Annotated in this window: 22 protein-coding genes and 1 tRNA gene; 17 read left to right on the top strand and 6 right to left on the bottom strand. The window is 59.5% G+C overall.

Features of this window, described 5'->3' with window-relative positions:
• The first annotated feature begins 129 nt into the window (after nucleotides 1-129).
• Complete coding sequence (gene tdh, locus ACSQ3J_RS14540) at nucleotides 130-1,164, top strand: L-threonine 3-dehydrogenase (protein ID WP_060641746.1); 1,035 nt, start codon at nucleotides 130-132, stop codon at nucleotides 1,162-1,164.
• A 39-nt stretch (nucleotides 1,165-1,203) separates the two neighbouring features.
• Here the strand turns inward: tdh and ACSQ3J_RS14535 are convergent, their stop codons facing one another.
• On the bottom strand, nucleotides 1,204-1,755 hold the full coding sequence (locus ACSQ3J_RS14535; protein ID WP_244482242.1) for an SH3 domain-containing protein: 552 nt from the start codon (nucleotides 1,753-1,755) through the stop codon (nucleotides 1,204-1,206).
• 46 nt (nucleotides 1,756-1,801) lie between these two features.
• Nucleotides 1,802-2,296, bottom strand: a complete 495-nt coding sequence (locus tag ACSQ3J_RS14530) for an invasion associated locus B family protein (RefSeq protein ID WP_060505031.1) — start codon at nucleotides 2,294-2,296, stop codon at nucleotides 1,802-1,804.
• A gap of 283 nt (nucleotides 2,297-2,579) precedes the next feature.
• Between ACSQ3J_RS14530 and ACSQ3J_RS14525 the strand changes: the two genes are divergently transcribed.
• The 6 genes from ACSQ3J_RS14525 (at nucleotide 2,580) to ACSQ3J_RS14500 (ending at nucleotide 8,658) form a co-directional block, all read left to right on the top strand.
• Complete coding sequence (locus tag ACSQ3J_RS14525) at nucleotides 2,580-3,278, top strand: L,D-transpeptidase family protein (protein ID WP_436039379.1); 699 nt, start codon at nucleotides 2,580-2,582, stop codon at nucleotides 3,276-3,278.
• 107 nt (nucleotides 3,279-3,385) lie between these two features.
• Nucleotides 3,386-3,730: a GFA family protein gene (locus tag ACSQ3J_RS14520; protein ID WP_060505032.1), complete on the top strand. Its 345-nt coding sequence runs from the start codon at nucleotides 3,386-3,388 to the stop codon at nucleotides 3,728-3,730.
• Nucleotides 3,731-4,180: 450 nt separating this feature from the next.
• Nucleotides 4,181-6,232 carry an RNA polymerase sigma factor RpoD gene (gene rpoD / locus ACSQ3J_RS14515; RefSeq protein WP_060505033.1) on the top strand — a complete coding sequence of 684 codons (2,052 nt, stop codon included), beginning with the start codon at nucleotides 4,181-4,183 and terminating at the stop codon, nucleotides 6,230-6,232.
• Nucleotides 6,233-6,528: 296 nt separating this feature from the next.
• Nucleotides 6,529-6,822 carry a GYD domain-containing protein gene (locus ACSQ3J_RS14510; protein ID WP_060505034.1) on the top strand — a complete coding sequence of 98 codons (294 nt, stop codon included), beginning with the start codon at nucleotides 6,529-6,531 and terminating at the stop codon, nucleotides 6,820-6,822.
• Between the two features lie 131 nt (nucleotides 6,823-6,953).
• Nucleotides 6,954-7,325, top strand: coding sequence for a DUF427 domain-containing protein (locus ACSQ3J_RS14505; protein WP_060505043.1), 372 nt, complete (start codon nucleotides 6,954-6,956; stop codon nucleotides 7,323-7,325).
• A gap of 127 nt (nucleotides 7,326-7,452) precedes the next feature.
• On the top strand, nucleotides 7,453-8,658 hold the full coding sequence (locus tag ACSQ3J_RS14500; RefSeq protein ID WP_060505035.1) for a DUF930 domain-containing protein: 1,206 nt from the start codon (nucleotides 7,453-7,455) through the stop codon (nucleotides 8,656-8,658).
• A 21-nt stretch (nucleotides 8,659-8,679) separates the two neighbouring features.
• Here the strand turns inward: ACSQ3J_RS14500 and ACSQ3J_RS14495 are convergent, their stop codons facing one another.
• Nucleotides 8,680-9,141, bottom strand: a complete 462-nt coding sequence (locus ACSQ3J_RS14495) for an SRPBCC family protein (RefSeq protein WP_060505036.1) — start codon at nucleotides 9,139-9,141, stop codon at nucleotides 8,680-8,682.
• 58 nt (nucleotides 9,142-9,199) lie between these two features.
• On the opposite strand from ACSQ3J_RS14495, the gene ACSQ3J_RS14490 reads away from it, so the two are divergent.
• Nucleotides 9,200-9,523 carry an ArsR/SmtB family transcription factor gene (locus tag ACSQ3J_RS14490; protein WP_060505037.1) on the top strand — a complete coding sequence of 108 codons (324 nt, stop codon included), beginning with the start codon at nucleotides 9,200-9,202 and terminating at the stop codon, nucleotides 9,521-9,523.
• 6 nt (nucleotides 9,524-9,529) lie between these two features.
• Here ACSQ3J_RS14490 and ACSQ3J_RS14485 read toward each other — a convergent pair whose 3' ends face one another.
• Entirely contained in the window at nucleotides 9,530-9,982 is a 453-nt protein-coding gene (locus ACSQ3J_RS14485; protein WP_436039378.1) for a VOC family protein, read from the bottom strand.
• A gap of 306 nt (nucleotides 9,983-10,288) precedes the next feature.
• Between ACSQ3J_RS14485 and ACSQ3J_RS14480 the strand changes: the two genes are divergently transcribed.
• The 7 genes from ACSQ3J_RS14480 (at nucleotide 10,289) to ACSQ3J_RS14450 (ending at nucleotide 16,579) form a co-directional block, all read left to right on the top strand.
• Nucleotides 10,289-11,542 (top strand): diguanylate cyclase, encoded by a 1,254-nt coding sequence (locus ACSQ3J_RS14480; protein WP_436039377.1) that lies wholly within the window; start codon nucleotides 10,289-10,291, stop codon nucleotides 11,540-11,542.
• A gap of 231 nt (nucleotides 11,543-11,773) precedes the next feature.
• The gene (metG, locus tag ACSQ3J_RS14475; protein ID WP_436039376.1) at nucleotides 11,774-13,348 is read left to right on the top strand and encodes a methionine--tRNA ligase; all 1,575 of its coding nucleotides are present in this window, start codon (nucleotides 11,774-11,776) and stop codon (nucleotides 13,346-13,348) included.
• Between the two features lie 820 nt (nucleotides 13,349-14,168).
• The gene (locus tag ACSQ3J_RS14470) at nucleotides 14,169-14,654 is read left to right on the top strand and encodes a hypothetical protein (RefSeq protein WP_436039375.1); all 486 of its coding nucleotides are present in this window, start codon (nucleotides 14,169-14,171) and stop codon (nucleotides 14,652-14,654) included.
• Between the two features lie 12 nt (nucleotides 14,655-14,666).
• On the top strand, nucleotides 14,667-15,020 hold the full coding sequence (locus tag ACSQ3J_RS14465) for a DUF1428 domain-containing protein (RefSeq protein WP_436039374.1): 354 nt from the start codon (nucleotides 14,667-14,669) through the stop codon (nucleotides 15,018-15,020).
• Nucleotides 15,021-15,084: 64 nt separating this feature from the next.
• Nucleotides 15,085-15,507: a secondary thiamine-phosphate synthase enzyme YjbQ gene (locus tag ACSQ3J_RS14460; RefSeq protein ID WP_436039373.1), complete on the top strand. Its 423-nt coding sequence runs from the start codon at nucleotides 15,085-15,087 to the stop codon at nucleotides 15,505-15,507.
• Nucleotides 15,508-15,615: 108 nt separating this feature from the next.
• Nucleotides 15,616-16,020, top strand: coding sequence for a ketosteroid isomerase-related protein (locus tag ACSQ3J_RS14455; protein WP_436039371.1), 405 nt, complete (start codon nucleotides 15,616-15,618; stop codon nucleotides 16,018-16,020).
• Nucleotides 16,021-16,192: 172 nt separating this feature from the next.
• Nucleotides 16,193-16,579 carry a hypothetical protein gene (locus ACSQ3J_RS14450; protein ID WP_436039370.1) on the top strand — a complete coding sequence of 129 codons (387 nt, stop codon included), beginning with the start codon at nucleotides 16,193-16,195 and terminating at the stop codon, nucleotides 16,577-16,579.
• 191 nt (nucleotides 16,580-16,770) lie between these two features.
• Here the strand turns inward: ACSQ3J_RS14450 and ACSQ3J_RS14445 are convergent, their stop codons facing one another.
• Entirely contained in the window at nucleotides 16,771-17,514 is a 744-nt protein-coding gene (locus ACSQ3J_RS14445; RefSeq protein ID WP_436039369.1) for an SIMPL domain-containing protein, read from the bottom strand.
• A 156-nt stretch (nucleotides 17,515-17,670) separates the two neighbouring features.
• Here ACSQ3J_RS14445 and ACSQ3J_RS14440 point away from each other — a divergent pair.
• Together ACSQ3J_RS14440 and ACSQ3J_RS14435 are read left to right on the top strand one after the other, a co-directional pair.
• A tRNA-Ile gene (locus ACSQ3J_RS14440) sits at nucleotides 17,671-17,746 on the top strand.
• 251 nt (nucleotides 17,747-17,997) lie between these two features.
• Entirely contained in the window at nucleotides 17,998-18,432 is a 435-nt protein-coding gene (locus ACSQ3J_RS14435) for a hypothetical protein (RefSeq protein WP_436039368.1), read from the top strand.
• Here the strand turns inward: ACSQ3J_RS14435 and ACSQ3J_RS14430 are convergent.
• A complete protein-coding gene (locus ACSQ3J_RS14430; protein ID WP_436039367.1) occupies nucleotides 18,356-18,835 on the bottom strand; it encodes a hypothetical protein in 480 nt (159 codons plus the stop codon). The two genes, ACSQ3J_RS14435 and ACSQ3J_RS14430, sit on opposite strands and share 77 nt — an antisense overlap.
• Nucleotides 18,836-18,957: the final 122 nt, after the last annotated feature.

Genomic DNA, 18,957 nt, shown 5'->3' with positions numbered 1-18,957 from the left:
AGTATCCGGGAATTGGAAGCGGTGCCGTGTCGGCCCCCTCATCCGCCCTACGGGCACCTTCTCCCCGCTGGGGAGAAGAGGGGGATAGCAACGCCGGCGCAACCAAAAGACCAAAAGAAGGAATGCTGAATGACAAACATGATGAAGGCGCTCGTCAAATCCAAAGCTGAAACCGGCCTGTGGATGGAGCATGTGCCGGTGCCGGTGCCCGGTCCCAACGATGTGCTGATCAAGGTGAAGAAATCGGCGATCTGCGGCACGGACGTGCATATCTGGAACTGGGACCAGTGGGCACAGAAGACCATTCCCGTGCCGATGGTCGTCGGTCACGAATTCGTCGGCGTGATTGCGCAGATCGGATCGGCCGTCACCAAATACCATGTCGGCGAGCGGGTATCGGGCGAGGGGCATATCGTTTGCGGCAAGTGCCGCAACTGCCGGGCGGGCCGCGGGCATCTGTGCCGCAACACGCTGGGCGTCGGCGTGCATCGCCCGGGTTCCTTCGGCGAATATGTCTGCATTCCCGAATACAATGTCGTTGCCATCCCCGACGAGGTGCCGGATGAGATCGCCGCGATCTTCGACCCGTTCGGCAATGCCGTGCATACCGCACTCTCCTTCGATCTGGTGGGCGAGGATGTGCTTGTCACTGGCGCCGGCCCGATCGGCATCATGGGCGCGATGGTTGCCAAGCGCTCCGGCGCGCGCAAGGTCGTGATCACCGATATCAATCCAGTGCGGCTGGCGCTGGCCGAAAAGATGGGCATCGATTATGTCGTCGATGCGTCGAAGGAAAACCTCGCCGACGTGATGAAGCGGATCGGCATGACTGAGGGGTTCGATGTCGGGCTGGAAATGTCGGGTGCTGCCCCTGCCTTCCGCGACATGATCGACAAGATGAACAATGGCGGCAAGATTGCCATTCTCGGCATTGCGCCAACCGGCTTTGAGATCGACTGGAACAAGGTGATCTTCAAGATGCTCAACCTCAAGGGCATCTACGGCCGCGAAATGTTCGAGACCTGGTACAAGATGATTGCCTTCGTGCAAGGCGGCCTCGACCTGTCGCCGATCATCACCCACCGCATCGGCATCGACGATTTCCGCGAGGGTTTCGAGGCGATGCGCTCCGGAAACTCAGGAAAGGTTGTCATGGACTGGTAGGGGCTTTCCCGCACCGCGTTGACCCAGTGCGGGCCTGTTCTACTCTATGACTTCCCTTGGGTAGACGCCCCAGAGTTTCGTCTGGGCGACGTAACCGCTGAGCCGTGGCCGCTGGATGGCGACGTGGCACCAGGAGCCGCTACAGTCGATGATCGTCACAATCACGCCCGGTTGCATGAGGGCGGTGACCTTAGGGGACTGGCCCGGGCTGCGCTGCAGGCTGGCGCCCTCCTTCAGCCATGGTGCGATCATGGCGGTACGCTGGCCCGACAGAAGGGCCGCGTGCATCCAGCCGGATGATCCATCGTGATCGCGCACCAGCCGCCAGTTGCCCCATTCCTCGATCAGTTCCATCGGCAGGCCTGCGGCCATGTAGACGAACCGCACCGCATAATCGGTGGAAGGGCCAACGCGCATGCGCGCATTGTCGCTCTTCAGCGAGACGAAACGCGGCAGTTTCAGCCCCGTCACACGGCCGGTATTGCGGCCGGGCGCCGCGATGGTGTCGCCCGACGCTACCTGCGTGGTCGCTGCCACTGCCGGCTGCGCCATCGCTGCACAGGCGGCAAGAAACACGATGGCAGCCTTCATCTGTCCCGTCTCCGGCCCCTGACTGTATCTGCCGTCGGTAGCCTGTTCATTGGCATGCACTTGCCCTTTTCAGCGCGGCCGTGATGCCATCAAGCGAAAAGGCGTATTGGGTATCGGTGCCGCGGCTGGAGGTTGCCTGAAGCGTCAGCGTGGCTCCGGACTTCATGGCGGCGACCAGCGCGTTGTCGCGGGTTTCGCGGATCGGCCATGCGACGTTTCCGCGCGGGGTCAGGGTAAAGACGTCGTTGCCGACCTTGACCGTGACCTCGGACCCGGCCTTCAGGGTATATCCCATCTGGGCCTGCGGCATGTAACCGCCGGCACCTTTTGGCGCGACCAGCAGGAAGTTGTTGCCATGGTTGACCCCGGCCGGCTCCATGTCGCGTGGCATGGTCAGCGCGTAGCAGGCGGTCTTGCCGTTATCGGCGTAGGAATAGACACCCCAGTGGCCGAAAGTCTTGACCATCACCGGCTGCGCCTGGGCTGGAAGGATGGTGCTGGCTAGGGCCAGGGCGGCGAGGATATGCCGGTTGAAGGACATCTGATCTCCGTCGTTAAGGGGGAATGGGCCTGTCTGGCAGGCGCTCAATGCGTCCTTAATGAAAGGGCCGAAGGGTTATCAAAAGGTAAATTTCGTCCCGCAGGAAGCCGCATGCGGCCGCTTGAGACATGCCGGATGGGCGTGGGCGTCACCGTTCTTAAGGGCATCCGGGGAGGTCCGCTCACCCCATCAAAACCTGTTCACGTTTCCGTTAAGTGGGTTCCATTGGCTGCTTGCGCATGGCAATCCCATGGCCTTGGACAAGCAGATGAGGTTTCCCCGATTGATTGATTTGAATGTGTCCCGCCGAACCTTCCTTCAGGCGGGCGGCGCCTTTGCAGCGCTCGGTCTTGCCGGTTGCGCCACCACGGCACAGCCCGTCGCCGTGCCGGTCAAGGCCGAACCCATCGTGCTGCCGACCGCCGAAAGCGAGATGTACAGCGCCCGGCCGGAGGAGCAGTTTCCGCTGCCGGCTGTTCCGTACCAGAAGATTCCAGTGCGCTTCCGCCGCCAGTGGGTCGACAACACGACCGGCGAGCGTCCCGGCACGTTGGTCGTCGATACCGCCAATCATTTTCTCTACCTCACCTATGAAAACGGCAAGGCGATGCGTTACGGCGTCGGACTTGGCCGTGCGGGCTTCGAGTGGTCGGGCCGCGGTGTCATCCAGTACAAGCGCAAATGGCCGCGCTGGACGCCGCCCGACGAGATGGTGGCGCGCCGCCCCGATCTCGAACCCTACAGCATTGCCAATGGCGGAATGGACCCGGGCCTGAAAAATCCGCTGGGCGCTCGCGCTCTTTATATCTTCAAGGACGGCGTCGACACGATCTACCGCATCCATGGATCGCCGGAATGGTGGACGATCGGCAAATCGGTGTCATCCGGCTGTGTGCGCATGCTCAATCAGGATGTGATCGATCTTCATAGCCGGGTGCCCAACCGGACAGAAATCCTGGTCACCGGCACGGCGATGGGCTAGCCGCGCACGGCCCTGGCACGTGTGCCTTTTTGGGTGGCGATGCAGGCAAGACCTTGACATTGCCACCCGCAACATCATCTCTCAAGCAGCAGGCTTGGGAGGGTTTGATGATCTATTCTGGAAGTTGCCATTGCGGTGCCATCGCCTTTGAAGTCGAGGCCGATATCACGCAGGCGATGGACTGCAACTGTTCGATGTGCCGCCGCCGCGGCGGTCTTCTCGCCTTCGTGCCGCGTGAAAATTTCAGGCTGCAGACACCGCAGTCGGCGGTATCCACCTATCAGTTCAACAAGCACGTCATCCAGCATCATTTCTGTGCCACTTGTGGAATTGCGCCCTATGCCGAGGGCGAGAGCAAGACCGGCGCGATGACGGCGGTCAATGTCCGCTGCCTGCCGGATGTCGATCTCGAAACCCTGACGATCACCAAGGTCGACGGGCGAAGTTTTTGATGCGGGAGGAAAGCATGAAGGGTTGAAGCCGGGCCTCATCTGCAAGCGGAGATTCCTTTGGCTCTTGTCTTTCCATCAACAGTTCCTACATTTCGGCCATGGAACTGAATCTTTGAAGCACTCTGCTAGATTCAGTCTTTTTTGCCGATTTGAACGGTTTTTCACCGGAAATGCTTGACGGGACCGAAAATTGTGGGAATCACCATTTCTAATACAGTGGGTGAAATAGGTACGGCGGACAGATCCATCATGCATGTGATGCCAGAACGGCGCTGCTGTCGCAGTTCGCCGGTTTAACTGCGGTGAGTGGCGTGGTTAATCAGGAATTAAAGATCATCCCGTTACGTCAGGGGTAATGATTCGCGGTGGGAGCGATTGACGCACCCGAGCTACGAAAAAGTTTTGCACCGCGCACGCGTTGAGTGCTGTCCAAGGAAAGCGACGATATAAATGGCAACCAAAGTCAAAGAGAACGAAGAAGCAGAAGCCGAACGCGAAGGCGCACCCGACGGCCCGCTTCTTGACCTCTCGGATGACGCGGTCAAGAAGATGATCAAGGCCGCCAAGAAGCGCGGCTATGTGACCATGGACGAGCTGAACGAGGTTCTGCCGTCCGATCAGGTTGATCCCGACCGGATCGAAGACATCATGGCGATGCTCAGCGAAATGGGCATCAATGTCGTCGAGGACGAGGAAGCCGACGAGGGCACCGCAGCCGCCGAGGAAGAGGATAGCGATTCCGACGGCGAGAGCGAAGGCGGCGAACTGGCCCCTTCGGGCGGCACGGCTCTTGCGACCGCCAAGAAGAAAGAACCGACCGACCGCACCGATGATCCGGTGCGCATGTACCTGCGCGAAATGGGCTCGGTGGAGCTTCTGTCGCGTGAGGGCGAAATCGCCATTGCCAAGCGCATCGAGGCTGGCCGTGAAACGATGATCGCCGGTCTCTGTGAGAGCCCGCTGACGTTCCAGGCCATCATCATCTGGCGTGACGAACTCAACGAAGGTAACACGCTTCTGCGCGAGATCATCGATCTCGAAACCACCTATTCCGGTCCGGAAGCCAAGGCTGCACCGCAGTTCCAAAGTCCTGAGAAGATCGAGGCCGACCGCAAGGCTGCCGAGGAAAAGGAAAAGAACCGCAAGCCGCGTGCTGGTGACGACGACGTGACCAATGTCGGCGGTGAAGGCCTGCCGCCGGAAGAAGAGGAAGAGGACGACGACGAGTCGAACCTTTCGCTCGCCGCGATGGAAGCGGAACTGCGTCCGCAGGTCATGGAAACGCTCGACATCATCGCCGAGACCTACAAGAAGCTGCGCAAGCTGCAGGACCAGCAGGTCGAAGCCCGCCTGGCTGCGACCGGCACACTGTCGCCTGCCCAGGAGCGCCGCTACAAGGAGCTGAAGGACGAGCTGATCACGGCGGTCAAGTCGCTGTCGCTCAACCAGAACCGCGTCGACAGCCTTGTCGAGCAGCTCTACGATATTTCCAAGCGCCTGATGCAGAACGAAGGCCGTCTGTTGCGTCTGGCCGAGAGCTATGGCGTCAAGCGCGACTCGTTCCTGGAACAGTATTCCGGCGCCGAACTCGATCCGAACTGGATGAAGTCGATCGCCAATCTGGCCGCCAAGGGCTGGAAGGAATTCGCCAAGAACGAAGGCACGATGATCCGCAACATTCGCGGCGAGATCCAGAATCTGGCCACGGAAACCGGCATCTCGATCTTCGAATTCCGCCGCATCGTTTCGATGGTGCAGAAGGGCGAACGCGAAGCCCGCATCGCCAAGAAGGAAATGGTCGAAGCGAACCTTCGCCTCGTCATTTCGATCGCCAAGAAGTACACCAACCGCGGCCTGCAGTTCCTCGATCTGATCCAGGAAGGCAACATTGGCCTCATGAAGGCGGTCGACAAGTTCGAATACCGCCGTGGTTACAAGTTCTCGACCTATGCGACGTGGTGGATCCGTCAGGCGATCACCCGCTCGATCGCCGACCAGGCCCGCACGATCCGTATTCCGGTGCACATGATCGAGACGATCAACAAGATCGTCCGCACGTCGCGCCAGATGCTGCACGAGATCGGCCGCGAGCCGACCCCGGAAGAACTGGCCGAGAAGCTCGCCATGCCGCTCGAAAAGGTCCGTAAGGTCCTGAAGATCGCCAAGGAGCCGATCTCGCTCGAAACTCCGGTGGGTGACGAAGAAGATAGCCACCTCGGCGATTTCATCGAGGACAAGAACGCGCTGCTGCCGATCGACGCCGCCATCCAGGCGAACCTGCGCGAAACGACGACCCGTGTTCTCGCCTCGCTGACGCCGCGCGAAGAACGTGTCCTGCGCATGCGCTTCGGCATCGGCATGAACACCGACCACACGCTCGAAGAAGTCGGCCAGCAGTTCTCGGTTACCCGCGAACGTATCCGTCAGATCGAAGCCAAGGCGCTGCGCAAGCTGAAGCACCCGAGCCGCTCGCGCAAGCTGCGTTCGTTCCTGGACAGCTAAGAACGAACTCCTTTCGATTGAACAAGTGGAACCCGGTCAGTGAAAACTGGCCGGGTTTTTCGTTGGGCGGCCGGAGTTTACCGCGTGCGCCCCTCCGCGCTCACAGCCTTTCCTTGTCTGTTTGAGCCGCCGAGACTATAATTTAGTAATCGCTAAAACTTCTGAGCTGTCATCGTACGCGTTCTGTTGACTGAGATCGGCTGTCCGCTTTGCCGGATAGTGTGTCCGATGAGGCGGGAGGCGGAGGCATCAATCGCGGCGCCATCTTCAAGGTCGTGCCGTATGGGAGGTGTGCTATGACCATGTATATCGTGTTGATCAACTGGACAGAGCAGGGTGTCAAGAACGTGCGCGAGTCGCCCAAGCGTCTCGACGCGGCAAAGAAGCTGCTGAAGGATATGGGGGGCTCGTTCAGGGAGTTCTATCTGACCATGGGCGATCACGATATGGTGGCGGTGTGTGAAGCGCCTGATGATGCGGTGATGGCGCGGTTTGCGCTTTCACTCGGAACGGGTGGTAATGTGCGCACCAAGACATTGAAGGCATTCCCGGAAGCCGCCTACCGGGAACTGATCAGTTCGCTTGGATAGAGGCGCGCAATCAGGCTGAGCGGGCTAAACCGGTCAGGGCATCCGTTTGGGGGGCCGCATCCTCTTGATTCTTTCTCGTTGCGGCCCAATGTGAAGGGAGCAAAACTCGCTTCAAACGCTTGGAGTTTTTCATGCTCGACAAGCCTGCCAAAATACCCGGTCCGGATCACCCTATTGTCATCGCGCCCAATCCCGGCCGTGTCGTTGTCCGGTTGGGCGATATCGTCGTTGCCGACAGCCGCCATGCCCTGACATTGCGTGAGGCGTCCTACCCGGCGGTGCAGTACATTCCCCGTGCCGATGTCGACATGGCGCGGCTGCAGCGAACGGACCATGCCACCTATTGCCCCTACAAGGGGAATGCGTCCTATTTCAGCATGACCGAGGGTGGCCCCAGGCTCGAGAATGCCGTCTGGTCGTATGAAGCGCCGTATGATGCCGTCGCCGTCATCCGCGATCACCTGGCGTTCTACCCCGATCGCTTCGTGATCACGGACGCTTGAACGCTTATCCACCACGCTAGGAACAGCGTTGCGCGCATGCTAGGAAGAAAGGGGCTCGCCCCTGGTCTGCCTGTCCCCATTTCCCGCCGGTCACGATCCGGTCAGTATCCGGTTCTAATCACCATCCATGCAGCAGAATTCGGAAAAATGGTGGGGCACATTCAAGGCGGGGCTGCTTGCTTCCGCCGCCCTCCATGTCGTTGCCGCTGCGTTTCTGATCTTCGATATGCCGGTGATACCGCCACAGCCTGAAGAGCAGGAAGTGGTCAAGGTCGAGATGGTGCCCGAACCGGAGAAGAAACCGGAGCCTGAGAAGAAGCCGGAACCTGAAAAAAAGCCGGAGCCTGAGAAGAAACCTGAACCGGAGACGAAACCGGAACCGAAACCGGAGCCAGCGGAAGAGGTCAAGCCGGTGGAAAAACCGGTAGATAAGGCCGAGGAGAAACCGGCGGAAAAAGCTGAGCCACAGGCAGCAGACAAACCTGCGGCAGGGCAGGCGGATGCGCAGAAGGCTCCAGCCGGGAAAACGGAAGTCCAGAAGGCCGAAGCAGAGAAAGCTGCAGCACAGCCGCAAGCCTTGGAATCGGCCGCCAGGGAGGGGGGGGAAGAAGCAGGTGGCGACCGTCCTTCGGAACCGGAAAAACAAGCCGAGCTCGAACCACGCGCCGAGCGCGCGGCTCCACTTACGAGCGAGCAGGCGCCGGACGAGATTGAGCCGCAATTGCGCAAGCCCTTGGATACGCCTGCCGAGACGGCGGCCGCTGCCAAGCTGCCGGAGCTCGATCTGCCCGAGGCGGCCAATGCCAACCCGCTGCTCAACGAAGGCGAAGCCCTGATCGAGAGGGTACCGATCCCGCAGGTCAAGCCGCAAGACCGGCCGGTGGATGCCGCCGTGTCCGATCCGCAGAAGCTGGCGTCGGCTGATGGCGCTGACAAAAGACCCAGCCGTCCGCCCGCCGAGTTGAAGCGTGCAAAGGAACTCTATTCCGCCGATACGTTGTCCGATCCGCGTGTCCGTCAGGCGCTCGGGAAGCTGCCACGGGATCGGCGGATCGTGCAGATGTGCATGATCGAGACGCTGGAGCAGGTGCGCCGCACCCGGGAGGATACCGTCCCGCAGGGGCTGTTCTTCGATCCGCGCAATGGTTCGCCCATCGCAGGCCAGGTGATGACGGCCAATGGCGCTGCCTATAAGACCGCGCAGGGCTGGATCGATGTCGATTTCAAATGCACCGTCAACGCGGAAGCCGACGGCATCACTGCGTTCAGTTTCGCGGTCGGCGGCTCGGTTCCAAAAAGCCAATGGCAGGCGCGGCGGTTCCCGAGGAATTGAGCCGCCACGCCCATTGCTGGATTACTTGTAGAAGCCTTCCCGCAGGTTGATGCCGTGCTCCAGCCAGGCCTTCATGGCGCAGAGCGCGCCGGTCCAGCCCTCGCAATTGCCGTAGGAGCCTTTCAGCCCGCCCGGCGTCTGGCGCCAGCCTTCCTCGGCAATCGTCACCAGTGTGCGGCCATCGTCGGTGGGCTCGAACAGCATGGTGACGGTGGTGTCGTATTTGGGTGTGTCTGAGCCCGGTCCTTCATAGGCAACCCATTGGAAGACGATCTTCTGGTCTTTCATCACCTCGATGACCTTGACCGGGAAGGCGCCAGGAAAATCGTGGAAATCCCAGGTGACGGTGGCTCCCGTTTCAAGTCTGCCCTTGGCGCCGCCGGTGGTAAAATAGCGCGACAGCTGTGCCGGATTGACCACCGCCTCGAAAACCTCCGAGACCGGCTTGGCGATGCGTCCGGCGACCCTGAATTTTAGCTCCATGTTTTTTCCTCCTGCCTTTATACTTGCTCCGACTCTTATTATGTTATAAAAAAACAACATGTCAATCGACGAGAAAAACGACAAAATCTTCAAGGCTTTGGCCGCCTCCAGCCGCCGGGCCATGCTGGATATCTTGAAAGATCAGCCGCAAACGACAGGCGATCTTTGTGCACGCTTTCCCGCCCTTGACCGCTGCACGGTGATGCAGCACCTCAAGGTTCTGGAGGCGGCGGATCTGGTCATCGTCAAGCGCGAGGGGCGCGAGCGCTGGAACTATCTCAACGCCTTGCCGATCAAGGATATCCATGACCGCTGGATCGGTCCCTACGCCGCCCATGCCGTTGGCCTGCTCGGCAGGTTGAAGGATGATCTGGAAGGGTAGGCTGGTTCAGCCGGCGGCGGCTTTCTCCAGACCCGCCACATCGATCTTGACCATCCGCATCATCGCGTCACGCACCCGTCCGGCTCTGGCCGGGTCCGGATCGCTCATCAGCCGCATCAAGGCATCCGGAATAATCTGCCAGGTGACGCCGAAAAGGTCGGTGAGCCAGCCGCATTGCTGTGCCTGTCCGCCGTCCAGCAACCTCTCCCAGTAATGATCGACCTCCGCCTGGTCGGCGCAGGCGACGAAGAAGGAGACGGCTGGGGTCAGCTGGTAATGCGGCCCGCCATTCAGCGCCATGAATGCCTGGCCTTCCAGTTCGAAGGCGGCCGTAAACGTTTTGCCGTCCGGCCCCTTGTGCTGATAGGTCACCGTCGCCTGCTTGAAAATGGAGAGATAGAAGGCGATTGCCTCGTCGAGATTGTTGTCGAACCAGAGAAACGGCGTGATCTTTTGCATGAGCTTTCCTCCTGTTTGCGTGAACATTACCTGCAATGACGAACGGTCAGGTCCGGATTCGACACCGTCAGTGAAATTTTCTGAAAGAGCGAAGGAAGCTGGCAGGCCTTGAGAGCACGGCTGCGGGCAGCAAAAATGCCCGCAGCTACCCGCCTTTTGCCAGTCACATGCCCGGTATTGTGAACAATCCAACAGAATTCAATGGCAACTTTTTACGAATTGCCGCCGTAGCATCGGGACTGTAGTCAGGTCTTTGAGGAATTGTGGAGCGCATCTGGATGCGCCGGCGCAAGGAGAGAAGTGCTCATGGCGGCTGTACGCGCATTCGGAAAATCATCCGCTGAGACGATCCAGCGGGAAATCGACCGGCTGGCGGCGCTGGAAGCCTTCGATCTTCTCGATACGCCCCGCGATGAAGGCCTGGACCGTATTGTGGGCCTGATCAGGGAGATTTTCTCCGTCGAGATCGGCATCGTCTCGCTGATCGACGCCCACCGGCAATGGTACAAATCCTGCATGGGCCTTGCCGCCGAAGAGGTGCCGCGCGAAGACACGTTCTGCCGCTATGTCATTGATATCGAAGAACCTATCGTCGTCCAGGATGCCACGAAGGACTCGCGGTTTTCGGAGCATCCGGCCGTCACCGGCGAAAGCCATATCCGCTTTTACGCAGGCGTACCCTTGCGCACCAGGGCTGGGCATGTGATCGGCACAGTCTGCGCCATCGATCGGCGGCCGCGGTCGTTCGGCAATCGCGATCTGACCATCCTGACCGGGCTCGCCGGTGTCTCGATGGACCGTATTACCCTGTTGCAGTCTGCAGCGACCGATAGCCTGACCGAGGCGCTGACCCGGCGCGCCTTCAAGCAGGAAGCGGATCAGCTGATCTCGCTGGCGCTGCGCCACCAGCATGACATCGCCTGCATCGTCCTCGATGTCGATGATTTCAAGTCGGTCAATGACACGCATGGTCACGCAGCGGGTGACGAGGTTCTGAAGAACGTTGCAGCGACCTGCAAGGGCGCGCTGAGGGCGGGCGATCTGCTGGGCCGTCTCGGCGGCGAAGAGTTTGCCATCCTGCTGCCGCATGTGGACCGGGAAGGGGCGCTGGCGGTTGCCGAAAAGGTGAGGGCGCTAATCGCCGCGCAAACTGTCAGGGCCGGGGACCATAAGCTCAACGTCACCGCAAGCTTCGGTGTTTCGGCGCTGTCGATCATCGGCAAGGATATCGAGACGCTGCTCGCCCAGGCGGATGCGGCGATGTACAAGGCCAAGCATACCGGCCGCAACTGCTGTGTTTCCTGGAGCTCGCTGCAGGCGGATCAGGCGGTTGGCACACGACGGCGCGTCCTGAAGGCAGGATCGATCGTTTTCAACGACCGCCGCTCGACCATCGACTGCACCGTCAAATCGCTCGGCAGCGACAGCGCCGGTCTTACCGTGTCCAACTCCGCCGGCATCCCCGCCGAATTTCTCCTGTCGATCAAGGGCGAGGGGTTCGAGACGCGGTGCCAGGTGATCGCCCAGGACCGGCAAAACCTCGAAGTCTCCTTCCGGTAATCGATGCCATCTGACCGGCCGGATTGACATACAGGCCCTGTCTGTTTTATCTGGCCGCATGACCAGTCTGCCGATCAACGCTCTTTCCTGCATGATGATGCCGCTCTCCATCCGAGAAGCGGACCCTTTTGCGTGATCTGAGATAATTTTCGCCAGACGCCCAAGCCGCTTCATCCGAGGCGGCTTTTTTTGTGGAACCGCCTCCCCAGACCATCCAGAGGAGTTCCGCCCATGATCCAGCCCGCCAAATCCGCACCGGTGCGCTACGTCACCACCGCCATCCCGTTCGTCAATGCCGCCCCGCATCTGGGGTTTGCGCTCGAGGTGATCCACGCTGATACGCTCGCCCGGTTTTATCGCGAGCGGGGAGATGATGTCCGGCTGCTGGCCGGAACCGATGAGAACAGCATCAAGAATGTTCGCGCGGCCGAAGGGGCAGGAGAGCCGGTCGCCGATCTCGTCGCACGCAATGCCGCCCGGTTCCAGGCTCTGCCGGAAAGCCTCGATCTCTCCTACGATGATTTCATCCGCACCAGCGTCGATCCCCGCCACACTCCGGGGGTCACGAAACTCTGGCAGGCCTGTTGCGATAGTGGGGATATCTACAAGCGCTCCTATACCGGTCTTTACTGCGTCGGCTGCGAGCAATTCTACAAGCCGGACGAACTGGTGGATGGCCGCTGCCCCGAACATGATGCGCCGCTGGAAGAAATCGAGGAAGAGAACTGGTTCTTCCGGCTGTCGAAATACACAGACCGGCTGCGCGATCTTTACCGGCAGGGAACGATCCGGGTCGTGCCGCATGCGCGCCAGAACGAGATTTCCGCTCTGATCGAGCGCGGCCTGGAGGACTTCAGCATTTCGCGCAGCGCGGAGCGGGCGCGGGGCTGGGGCATCCCGGTTCCGGGCGATCCCGGCCAGGTGATCTATGTCTGGTTCGATGCGCTCGCCAACTACATCACCGCCCTTGGCTATGGCACGGATGAGACGCTGCTTTCGCAGTATTGGACAAATGCCAAGGCCCGTGAACATGTCATCGGCAAGGGCATTACCCGGTTTCACGCGGTCTACTGGCCAGCCATTCTGCTCTCGGCCGGCCTGCCTTTGCCCACCCGCATCCTCGTTCACGGGTATCTGACGACGGAAGGCCGCAAGATCAGCAAGTCGCTCGGAAACGCTGTCGATCCCACCGTCCATGCGAGGCGCTTCGGGGCGGATGCCCTGCGCTACTTTCTGCTCCGCCATATCCGCACCACGGAAGACGGCGATTTTTCGATCGAGCGTTTTGAAACTGCCTACAAATCCGAACTGGCGGGACAACTCGGAAACCTCGTTCACCGCACGCTGAGCATGATCGAGCGTTCATGCGGCGGCACCCTGTCACAGCCTTCGCAGGAATTTGCCGAAAACGACACGCTGATCCGCCAGGCCCACAGCCTTGAGGAAGTCGTCACTGCCCATCTCAATGCCTATGCCTTCGACCGCGCGCTGGATGCGATCTGGAAACTGGTGGCCACGGCCAACAAATATGTCGCCGATCAACAGCCATGGGCGTATGCAAAGGCGGTGGCGGCAGCCCGGACGGAGGATGAACGGCAGGAGGCTGTTACCCGCCTCAACGGCAGCCTCTACAGCGTCGCCCGGACGCTGCAGATCATCGCCGAAGCGCTCACCCCGTTCATGCCCCTAACTGGCGCGGAGCTGCTGCGAAAGCTGGGATTGGAAGCGGAAGATGACGGTCAACGTTCAGAACTTGCCGGAGCGAGGATTGCAGCCGGTGCTCCGTTGTTTCCGATGGATTTGTGACGGGCATGGTGCCAAGACGCGCCGCATGGATGGTCGTCGCGAAGAGCGTCATCCATTCGGCCATCCGGCCCCATCGTCGCCTACGTAACCCGGTCAAAAAGCAGGGCGCCGGCTTGCGAGATGATTTCGGTCGCGTAACAGTGAAGATCCTCGTCCGGGACGCGATGATCGCAGCACTCTCCAACGTGATGCTTATCGAATGTCGCAGTGGCCGCATGCGTATCTCTGCCTCGCACGGCCGGGGATAATTGGTTTGCGGGAATGCAACAATTTCGGGACTTTACGCAGGACTTCTCCCCAATTCATCCCCGCAAATCCCCGCCTAGAAAACCCGTGCGATACTCATCTCGTCCCATCACGGATACACCGGTTTGCGTTGCCGGCGAGATGGGGCCGGTGCCCGGATGGTTTGGCGAAACGCGCGCAAAATCCCCGGGGCTGCGTGAAAGGTAGTTCTCCTCCGGTTCGTGAATGAGCCGGGCGTGCCGGGTGGTCACACCGTCTTTTGACGGTCCAGGGCCAGACCCCGCCGGATTGGAAGGCTTGGCGGATAAGCGGCCGGGCTGGGGCATTGGAGGCTTTCCGGTCAGAACGGAAAGCGCAGAAGAACCTGAGAAGCGCGGCAAAAGACACTGAAGCGGGGCACATCGCGTGTCACCTACTTCTACTTACCTGAGGCACCCGATGTGCCCCGGCCGATCCTGCCGACCCCAAAGCCGGCAGACATTGCAGATGCTCCAAGCCACGGGCGAAAAGCTGCCGCGTGACTGAAAAACCGTGTCCATCGTTCCGCACTTCCATCCTCAAAAAGGAGACAACCATGCTGCCGATCTGCGGGCCTGAAGAAATACCGCTCCATCCCGTTCTGTTTGAGGCGCTGTGCCGCGCCACCGCAAAGAGGATGGATATCCCCTCCATCTGTCGCGTCCGCCGCTGCAGCCGCCAGGAGGAATGCACGGGTAAGCTGAAACCGCGCGAAATCCCGCTCTGTTTCCGCGGTCCTGGGGATGTCAATGTGCTCTTGCCTTCCTGCATAGCCGGTGCCGACGATGCCTGGTTCCGCGCGTTCGTCCTTGAGTGGATCCTGTGCCGGGAAGATTATTTCGGCCGCGTCCGCCCGCCCGAGGCGGTTCGCAGCCTGCTTGCCCTTGACGAGCAGTGGCCGGTCTCCATCTATGTCGAGGAGCAGGAGGAAACACCGGCCGCTGCAAGCCCTCGCATGAATGTAACGCGCGATCTGCTCGATGCGATGCATGCCTGCGTGGAACGGCGGCATGCGACACCGGTGAAAAAGGCGGATCTCTAGGAGGAGACTGACATGCCCTATGTCGATGGATTTATCGTTGCCGTCCCGAAGGACAATATCGAGGCCTACAAGGAATTGGCCCGCACAGCGGGTACGGTCTGGAAGGAATATGGAGCGCTCTCCTATGTCGAATGCATCGGCGACGATGTGCCGTATGGAGAGCTCACCTCCTTTCCCCGCGCCGTTCAGGCGGCCGAGGACGAGGTGGTGATCTTTTCCTGGATTACCTATCCCTCACGCGAGGAGCGCGACGAGATCAACAAGAAGGTCATGGCCGATCCGCGCCTCAGCATGGACAATTTTTCCATGCCGTTCGATGGCAAGCGGATGATCTATGGAGGCTTCAAAAGTTTTCTGGAACTGTAAAACTGTAACGCGGCAAACCGGCAACCCCTCAACCCGCGCGATGCTGCGGCATGGAAAGGATTTTATGCCCCAGACCATCATCAGCCTGCCGACGCGCGGCGCCGGCCTCTACGAGTTTACCGGCGAGGCGCAGGATTTCGTGCGGCGCGCCGGTGTGGAGGAGGGGCTGTTGACCGTGTTCGTGCGCCACACGTCCTGCTCGCTGCTGATCCAGGAAAATGCCGATCCGGATGTTAGGCGCGATCTCAACCAGTTCTTCAAGCGCCTTGTGCCGCCGTCCAGCGATTCGTCGATGGCCTGGATTATCCACACCGCCGAGGGCCCGGACGATATGCCGGCCCATATCAAGGCGGCGCTGACGCAGGTGTCGATCGGCATTCCTGTCAGTGAGGGCCGCCTGATGCTCGGCACCTGGCAGGGCCTTTATCTGTTCGAACACCGCGACCGCCCCCACCGCCGCGAGGTGGTGCTGCATCTGAGCGGGTGAAGGCGGTGAAGATGTTGTAATTACGGGAACAAAAACAGCCGTTTGGGCGTTGCAGGGTTTCGATTAAGGCGGGGATCGCACCGCTCATACAGGCAAAGGGAAGAGACATTGACCGACGCGCAGACCATTGCCAGCCGCTTCATGCAGGCCCTCAATGAACGGGACTTCGAGACGATCGGCACATTTCTCGACGAGGACGTGGCGCTCGATACCCTGACGGGCCAGCGCACCATCGGGGCGGGTCCGTTGCGTATGGGGGTGATGACCTATTTCCGCCATTTCGACGAAAGTTTCAGCGACATGGTGCTGATGCACGATGCTCTTGGCCAGCGTGTCGCCGTCGATGCCACTGCGCGCGGCCATTACCGCGAAACGATGCCGGGTTTCCCGCAAGCCAGCGGCCAGTCCTATTCGATCCCGAGCGTCTTCGTGTTCGAGTTCGAAAATGGCGCCGTCACCCGGCTCAGCCATTATCGCAATATCCGCGTCTTTGAAGAGATGCTCGCCCGCTAAGGCTGCTTTGCGCCTTCTTCCTGCCATTTCAACACGTTCTTGCTTCGGCTGAACCCCGGATGAACGGCAGATTCGGGTTCCGTTCAGCCGCCCCGGATTAGGGTCTCGTCAATGCCCGGAGCAACAGGCGGGCGGACGTCTCACGGTTTTAGACCCATAAGGAGAAACAGTCATGAAACAGATTTTTGCAAAGCTGGCCCTTGCCGGCATGATCGGTCTGACCGGCTTTGGTGCCACGCTCGCACCGGCTGCCGCCGATACAATCACGCTTGGCATCCATTCCGGCGGTGTTGTTGATGTGCAGTATCGCGACCGTGACCGGTATGGCGATGAGCGTGATTGGGATCGCGATCGCCGCCATCGTCCGGGCTGGGGCCATGAGCGCCGTGGCCGTTGCGATCCCTGGCTTGCCCAGGACAAGGCCCGTGCCAATGGCATGCGCCGCGCCCGCGTCGTCGATGTCTCGCCGCGCCGTGTTGTCGTCGAAGGCCGCCGCTGGGGCGAATACCGCCGCGCCGTGTTCGCTAATGTCCGCGGTTGCCCGTACATCGGCCGCTAAGCCGCCGGTCATTTGCATTCTTTCCGTCTTGTCTCCTCCGGCCGGCGGAAAGTTTCACCCCTCGCGGTTTTCCGCGGGGGGTGTTTTTGTTTGGGGCGCCGGACGTCGCGTCCGTCACTCTCTAAAATTCTGTACATAAAAAACCCCGCCGGAGCGGGGTTCTATTGTCCACGGTGCCTGGCGATGCGTTATTATTGCTTGATCGCGAAGGTGACGTTGACGGTAACGTTGTAGCTGTTTTCTCCCGTGGCGATCGGTACGGCGTCACCGGCATATTCCTTTGCCATGGCGCGCATCATCGGCATCGGTTCGGGCCGGGATGAGTTCTCTGAAATTTCAACGATACGGCCAATCGAGACGCCGGCTGCTTCCGACAGGACCTTGGCCTTGGCGACGGCATCCGTCACCGCAGACTTGCGGGCTTCGGTGATCGTTGCTTCCGGCTTGTCATTGGAAAACTGGATCGAGCCGCCCTGATTGACGCCGAGCGTCACGGACTGGTCGATGATTTCACCGAGCTTGGCGAGGTCACGCACCTTGATGGTCAGCGAATTGGCCACCTGGTAACCAGTCAGAACCGGCTGGCGATTGCCGCCGTCGCTATTGTCCGGATACTGGTATTGCGGATTGACGGCGAAACCCGACGTCTGCAGGTCGCGATCTGCAATGCCGCCGGCTTTCAGCGCGTTCAAGACATCGGCCATCGCTTTGTTGTTGGCGTCGAGCGCTTCCTTGGCGGTCTTTGCATCCTTGACGACGCTGAATGACAGGATCGCCATATCAGGCGCAATGCTTGCACGGCCTTCGCCGGAAACCGTGATCACGGCTTCGCGCGGTGTGTTGTCCTGCGCAAAGGTGGATGCGCCGGCAATCCCCGCAAAAGCGGCAGCCAGAACGACGGTCTTGAGGCGGCGGGGGAAATAGGTGGATGTCATGGATGGGTTCTCTCCAGTTGTGTTTCGTCCCTGTCACCTTATTGATGATTGATTGTGTAGGGATTGCGGCAACGTCTTGTGGGAAAACCAGTTTTCCGCTAGAGCCAGTCCCACCGCGGACTGCCATTGGCCCGCGGGATCCGGACATGTCCGGCGGGGCCTGTAGCTCAATGGTTAGAGCCGGCGGCTCATAACCGCTTGGTTGGGGGTTCGAGTCCCTCCGGGCCCACCATATTTCTCTTGCTCGCCACATACATCTGAACTTTCGCCACTTAAATTGAACAAAATAAGCGGCATGGGTGCATTATGTTCGTTTTGCGGTGAGCCTACAGCTAAAAAGAGCAGGGCATCTTCCTGCTGGAACGTAGCTTCCCGGACATAGCTGACGGTACGATTTTCGGAAAAACAACGATAATTTGCAGCACCCTCACGAATCGTTAGCGGTCTTCGCTCTATTTCACGCATCTGATTAGGAGATGCGGGATGTCAGCAGTAAGTCTACGTTGCGTACTAAACCCTGGGAAAAACCCAACCGAACTTGCAAAAACAGAACTTCACTATTTTGCCATTACATCAACGGGTGAAATTCAAGGTGATGGCGACCTCGGCCTTAAAGCCGTTCTCACCGCATTGACGCACGATGGGATCAAAGAGTTCATTCTGATGACCTTTCGGCAATTCGAGGAGCTTATTGCTGCCGCAGCAAGAAAAGGCTCCAACGCTCTCATCGCCGACATCAAGATACAGCTTGATCTGTTCCAAGGCTGGCTTATCTCGGTAAAAGGGTTTGGCGACAGAGAGCTTATCTTTCATTCAGCAAAAGAATTTCAAGCCTATCTGATCAATGAGTACAAGATCGAACCTCTTCTAGAAGTGAGCGAAGTTGATGCTCCCGCTGCCACCATTCCGGGCCTTTAAGGTTACGGAGTTGTCGAGCATTCTCAAGGAGATGCGGCTCCCGTTCGTGGCGACCTCCCGGCGTTGACAATGAATACTGAACAACCCGAGACTCTTCCACGAGCAGCGAGCCTTCGCCATGTAGCTTTTCGATCTCTATCCATCTAGCTTCGATCTTCTTCGCGTCGGGAATGACGTTTGATTGAAGCTCTACAGCAACCTTTTGTTCTTCCCAGTGGAGATGCCAACGCAAAGTTAGCAAGCTGCCAGTTTCAATAGCCGAAACGATGGCGGTTTCGAAAGTTTCTATAAGTTGTCCTGCGGCCCGTTCGACCATGTGCACCGGAACAAATTCGCAATTTGATGTTGTCATGTAGACCTCCACCACTATGCTGATCTGGAGGAGTGTCGGCGGCAACATCATTCGACTACTTTCCTGTCGCAGCACATGGGGAAAATTGCCACACAATTTCGCATAGGGAGAGCCAGCTATCATTGCCGAGCCAGTCCTTCATGAAAGCGTTAGCCATACCTGGCAAACGCTTT

Source organism: Rhizobium sp. LjRoot98 (assembly GCF_964252935.1).
Lineage (GTDB): Bacteria > Pseudomonadota > Alphaproteobacteria > Rhizobiales > Rhizobiaceae > Pararhizobium.
The sequence above is the reverse complement of the archived record's forward strand: the minus strand, read 5'-3'. Positions and strand labels throughout refer to the sequence as shown.

What these genes read in the sequence shown, in the direction of transcription:
- ACSQ3J_RS14485 (WP_436039378.1), bottom strand. Translation starts at nt 9,982, where the DNA reads ATGCAAAAGATCACGCCGTTTCTCTGGTTCGACAACAATCTCGACGAG.
- ACSQ3J_RS14500 (WP_060505035.1), top strand. Translation starts at nt 7,453, where the DNA reads ATGCAGCAGAATTCGGAAAAATGGTGGGGCACATTCAAGGCGGGGCTG.
- ACSQ3J_RS14490 (WP_060505037.1), top strand. Translation starts at nt 9,200, where the DNA reads ATGTCAATCGACGAGAAAAACGACAAAATCTTCAAGGCTTTGGCCGCC.
- ACSQ3J_RS14505 (WP_060505043.1), top strand. Translation starts at nt 6,954, where the DNA reads ATGCTCGACAAGCCTGCCAAAATACCCGGTCCGGATCACCCTATTGTC.
- ACSQ3J_RS14480 (WP_436039377.1), top strand. Translation starts at nt 10,289, where the DNA reads ATGGCGGCTGTACGCGCATTCGGAAAATCATCCGCTGAGACGATCCAG.
- ACSQ3J_RS14465 (WP_436039374.1), top strand. Translation starts at nt 14,667, where the DNA reads ATGCCCTATGTCGATGGATTTATCGTTGCCGTCCCGAAGGACAATATC.
- ACSQ3J_RS14430 (WP_436039367.1), bottom strand. Translation starts at nt 18,835, where the DNA reads ATGATGTTGCCGCCGACACTCCTCCAGATCAGCATAGTGGTGGAGGTC.
- ACSQ3J_RS14495 (WP_060505036.1), bottom strand. Translation starts at nt 9,141, where the DNA reads ATGGAGCTAAAATTCAGGGTCGCCGGACGCATCGCCAAGCCGGTCTCG.
- ACSQ3J_RS14510 (WP_060505034.1), top strand. Translation starts at nt 6,529, where the DNA reads ATGACCATGTATATCGTGTTGATCAACTGGACAGAGCAGGGTGTCAAG.
- ACSQ3J_RS14435 (WP_436039368.1), top strand. Translation starts at nt 17,998, where the DNA reads ATGTCAGCAGTAAGTCTACGTTGCGTACTAAACCCTGGGAAAAACCCA.
- ACSQ3J_RS14520 (WP_060505032.1), top strand. Translation starts at nt 3,386, where the DNA reads ATGATCTATTCTGGAAGTTGCCATTGCGGTGCCATCGCCTTTGAAGTC.
- metG (WP_436039376.1), top strand. Translation starts at nt 11,774, where the DNA reads ATGATCCAGCCCGCCAAATCCGCACCGGTGCGCTACGTCACCACCGCC.
- ACSQ3J_RS14470 (WP_436039375.1), top strand. Translation starts at nt 14,169, where the DNA reads ATGCTGCCGATCTGCGGGCCTGAAGAAATACCGCTCCATCCCGTTCTG.
- ACSQ3J_RS14535 (WP_244482242.1), bottom strand. Translation starts at nt 1,755, where the DNA reads ATGAAGGCTGCCATCGTGTTTCTTGCCGCCTGTGCAGCGATGGCGCAG.
- ACSQ3J_RS14530 (WP_060505031.1), bottom strand. Translation starts at nt 2,296, where the DNA reads ATGTCCTTCAACCGGCATATCCTCGCCGCCCTGGCCCTAGCCAGCACC.
- ACSQ3J_RS14445 (WP_436039369.1), bottom strand. Translation starts at nt 17,514, where the DNA reads ATGACATCCACCTATTTCCCCCGCCGCCTCAAGACCGTCGTTCTGGCT.
- rpoD (WP_060505033.1), top strand. Translation starts at nt 4,181, where the DNA reads ATGGCAACCAAAGTCAAAGAGAACGAAGAAGCAGAAGCCGAACGCGAA.
- ACSQ3J_RS14460 (WP_436039373.1), top strand. Translation starts at nt 15,085, where the DNA reads ATGCCCCAGACCATCATCAGCCTGCCGACGCGCGGCGCCGGCCTCTAC.
- tdh (WP_060641746.1), top strand. Translation starts at nt 130, where the DNA reads ATGACAAACATGATGAAGGCGCTCGTCAAATCCAAAGCTGAAACCGGC.
- ACSQ3J_RS14450 (WP_436039370.1), top strand. Translation starts at nt 16,193, where the DNA reads ATGAAACAGATTTTTGCAAAGCTGGCCCTTGCCGGCATGATCGGTCTG.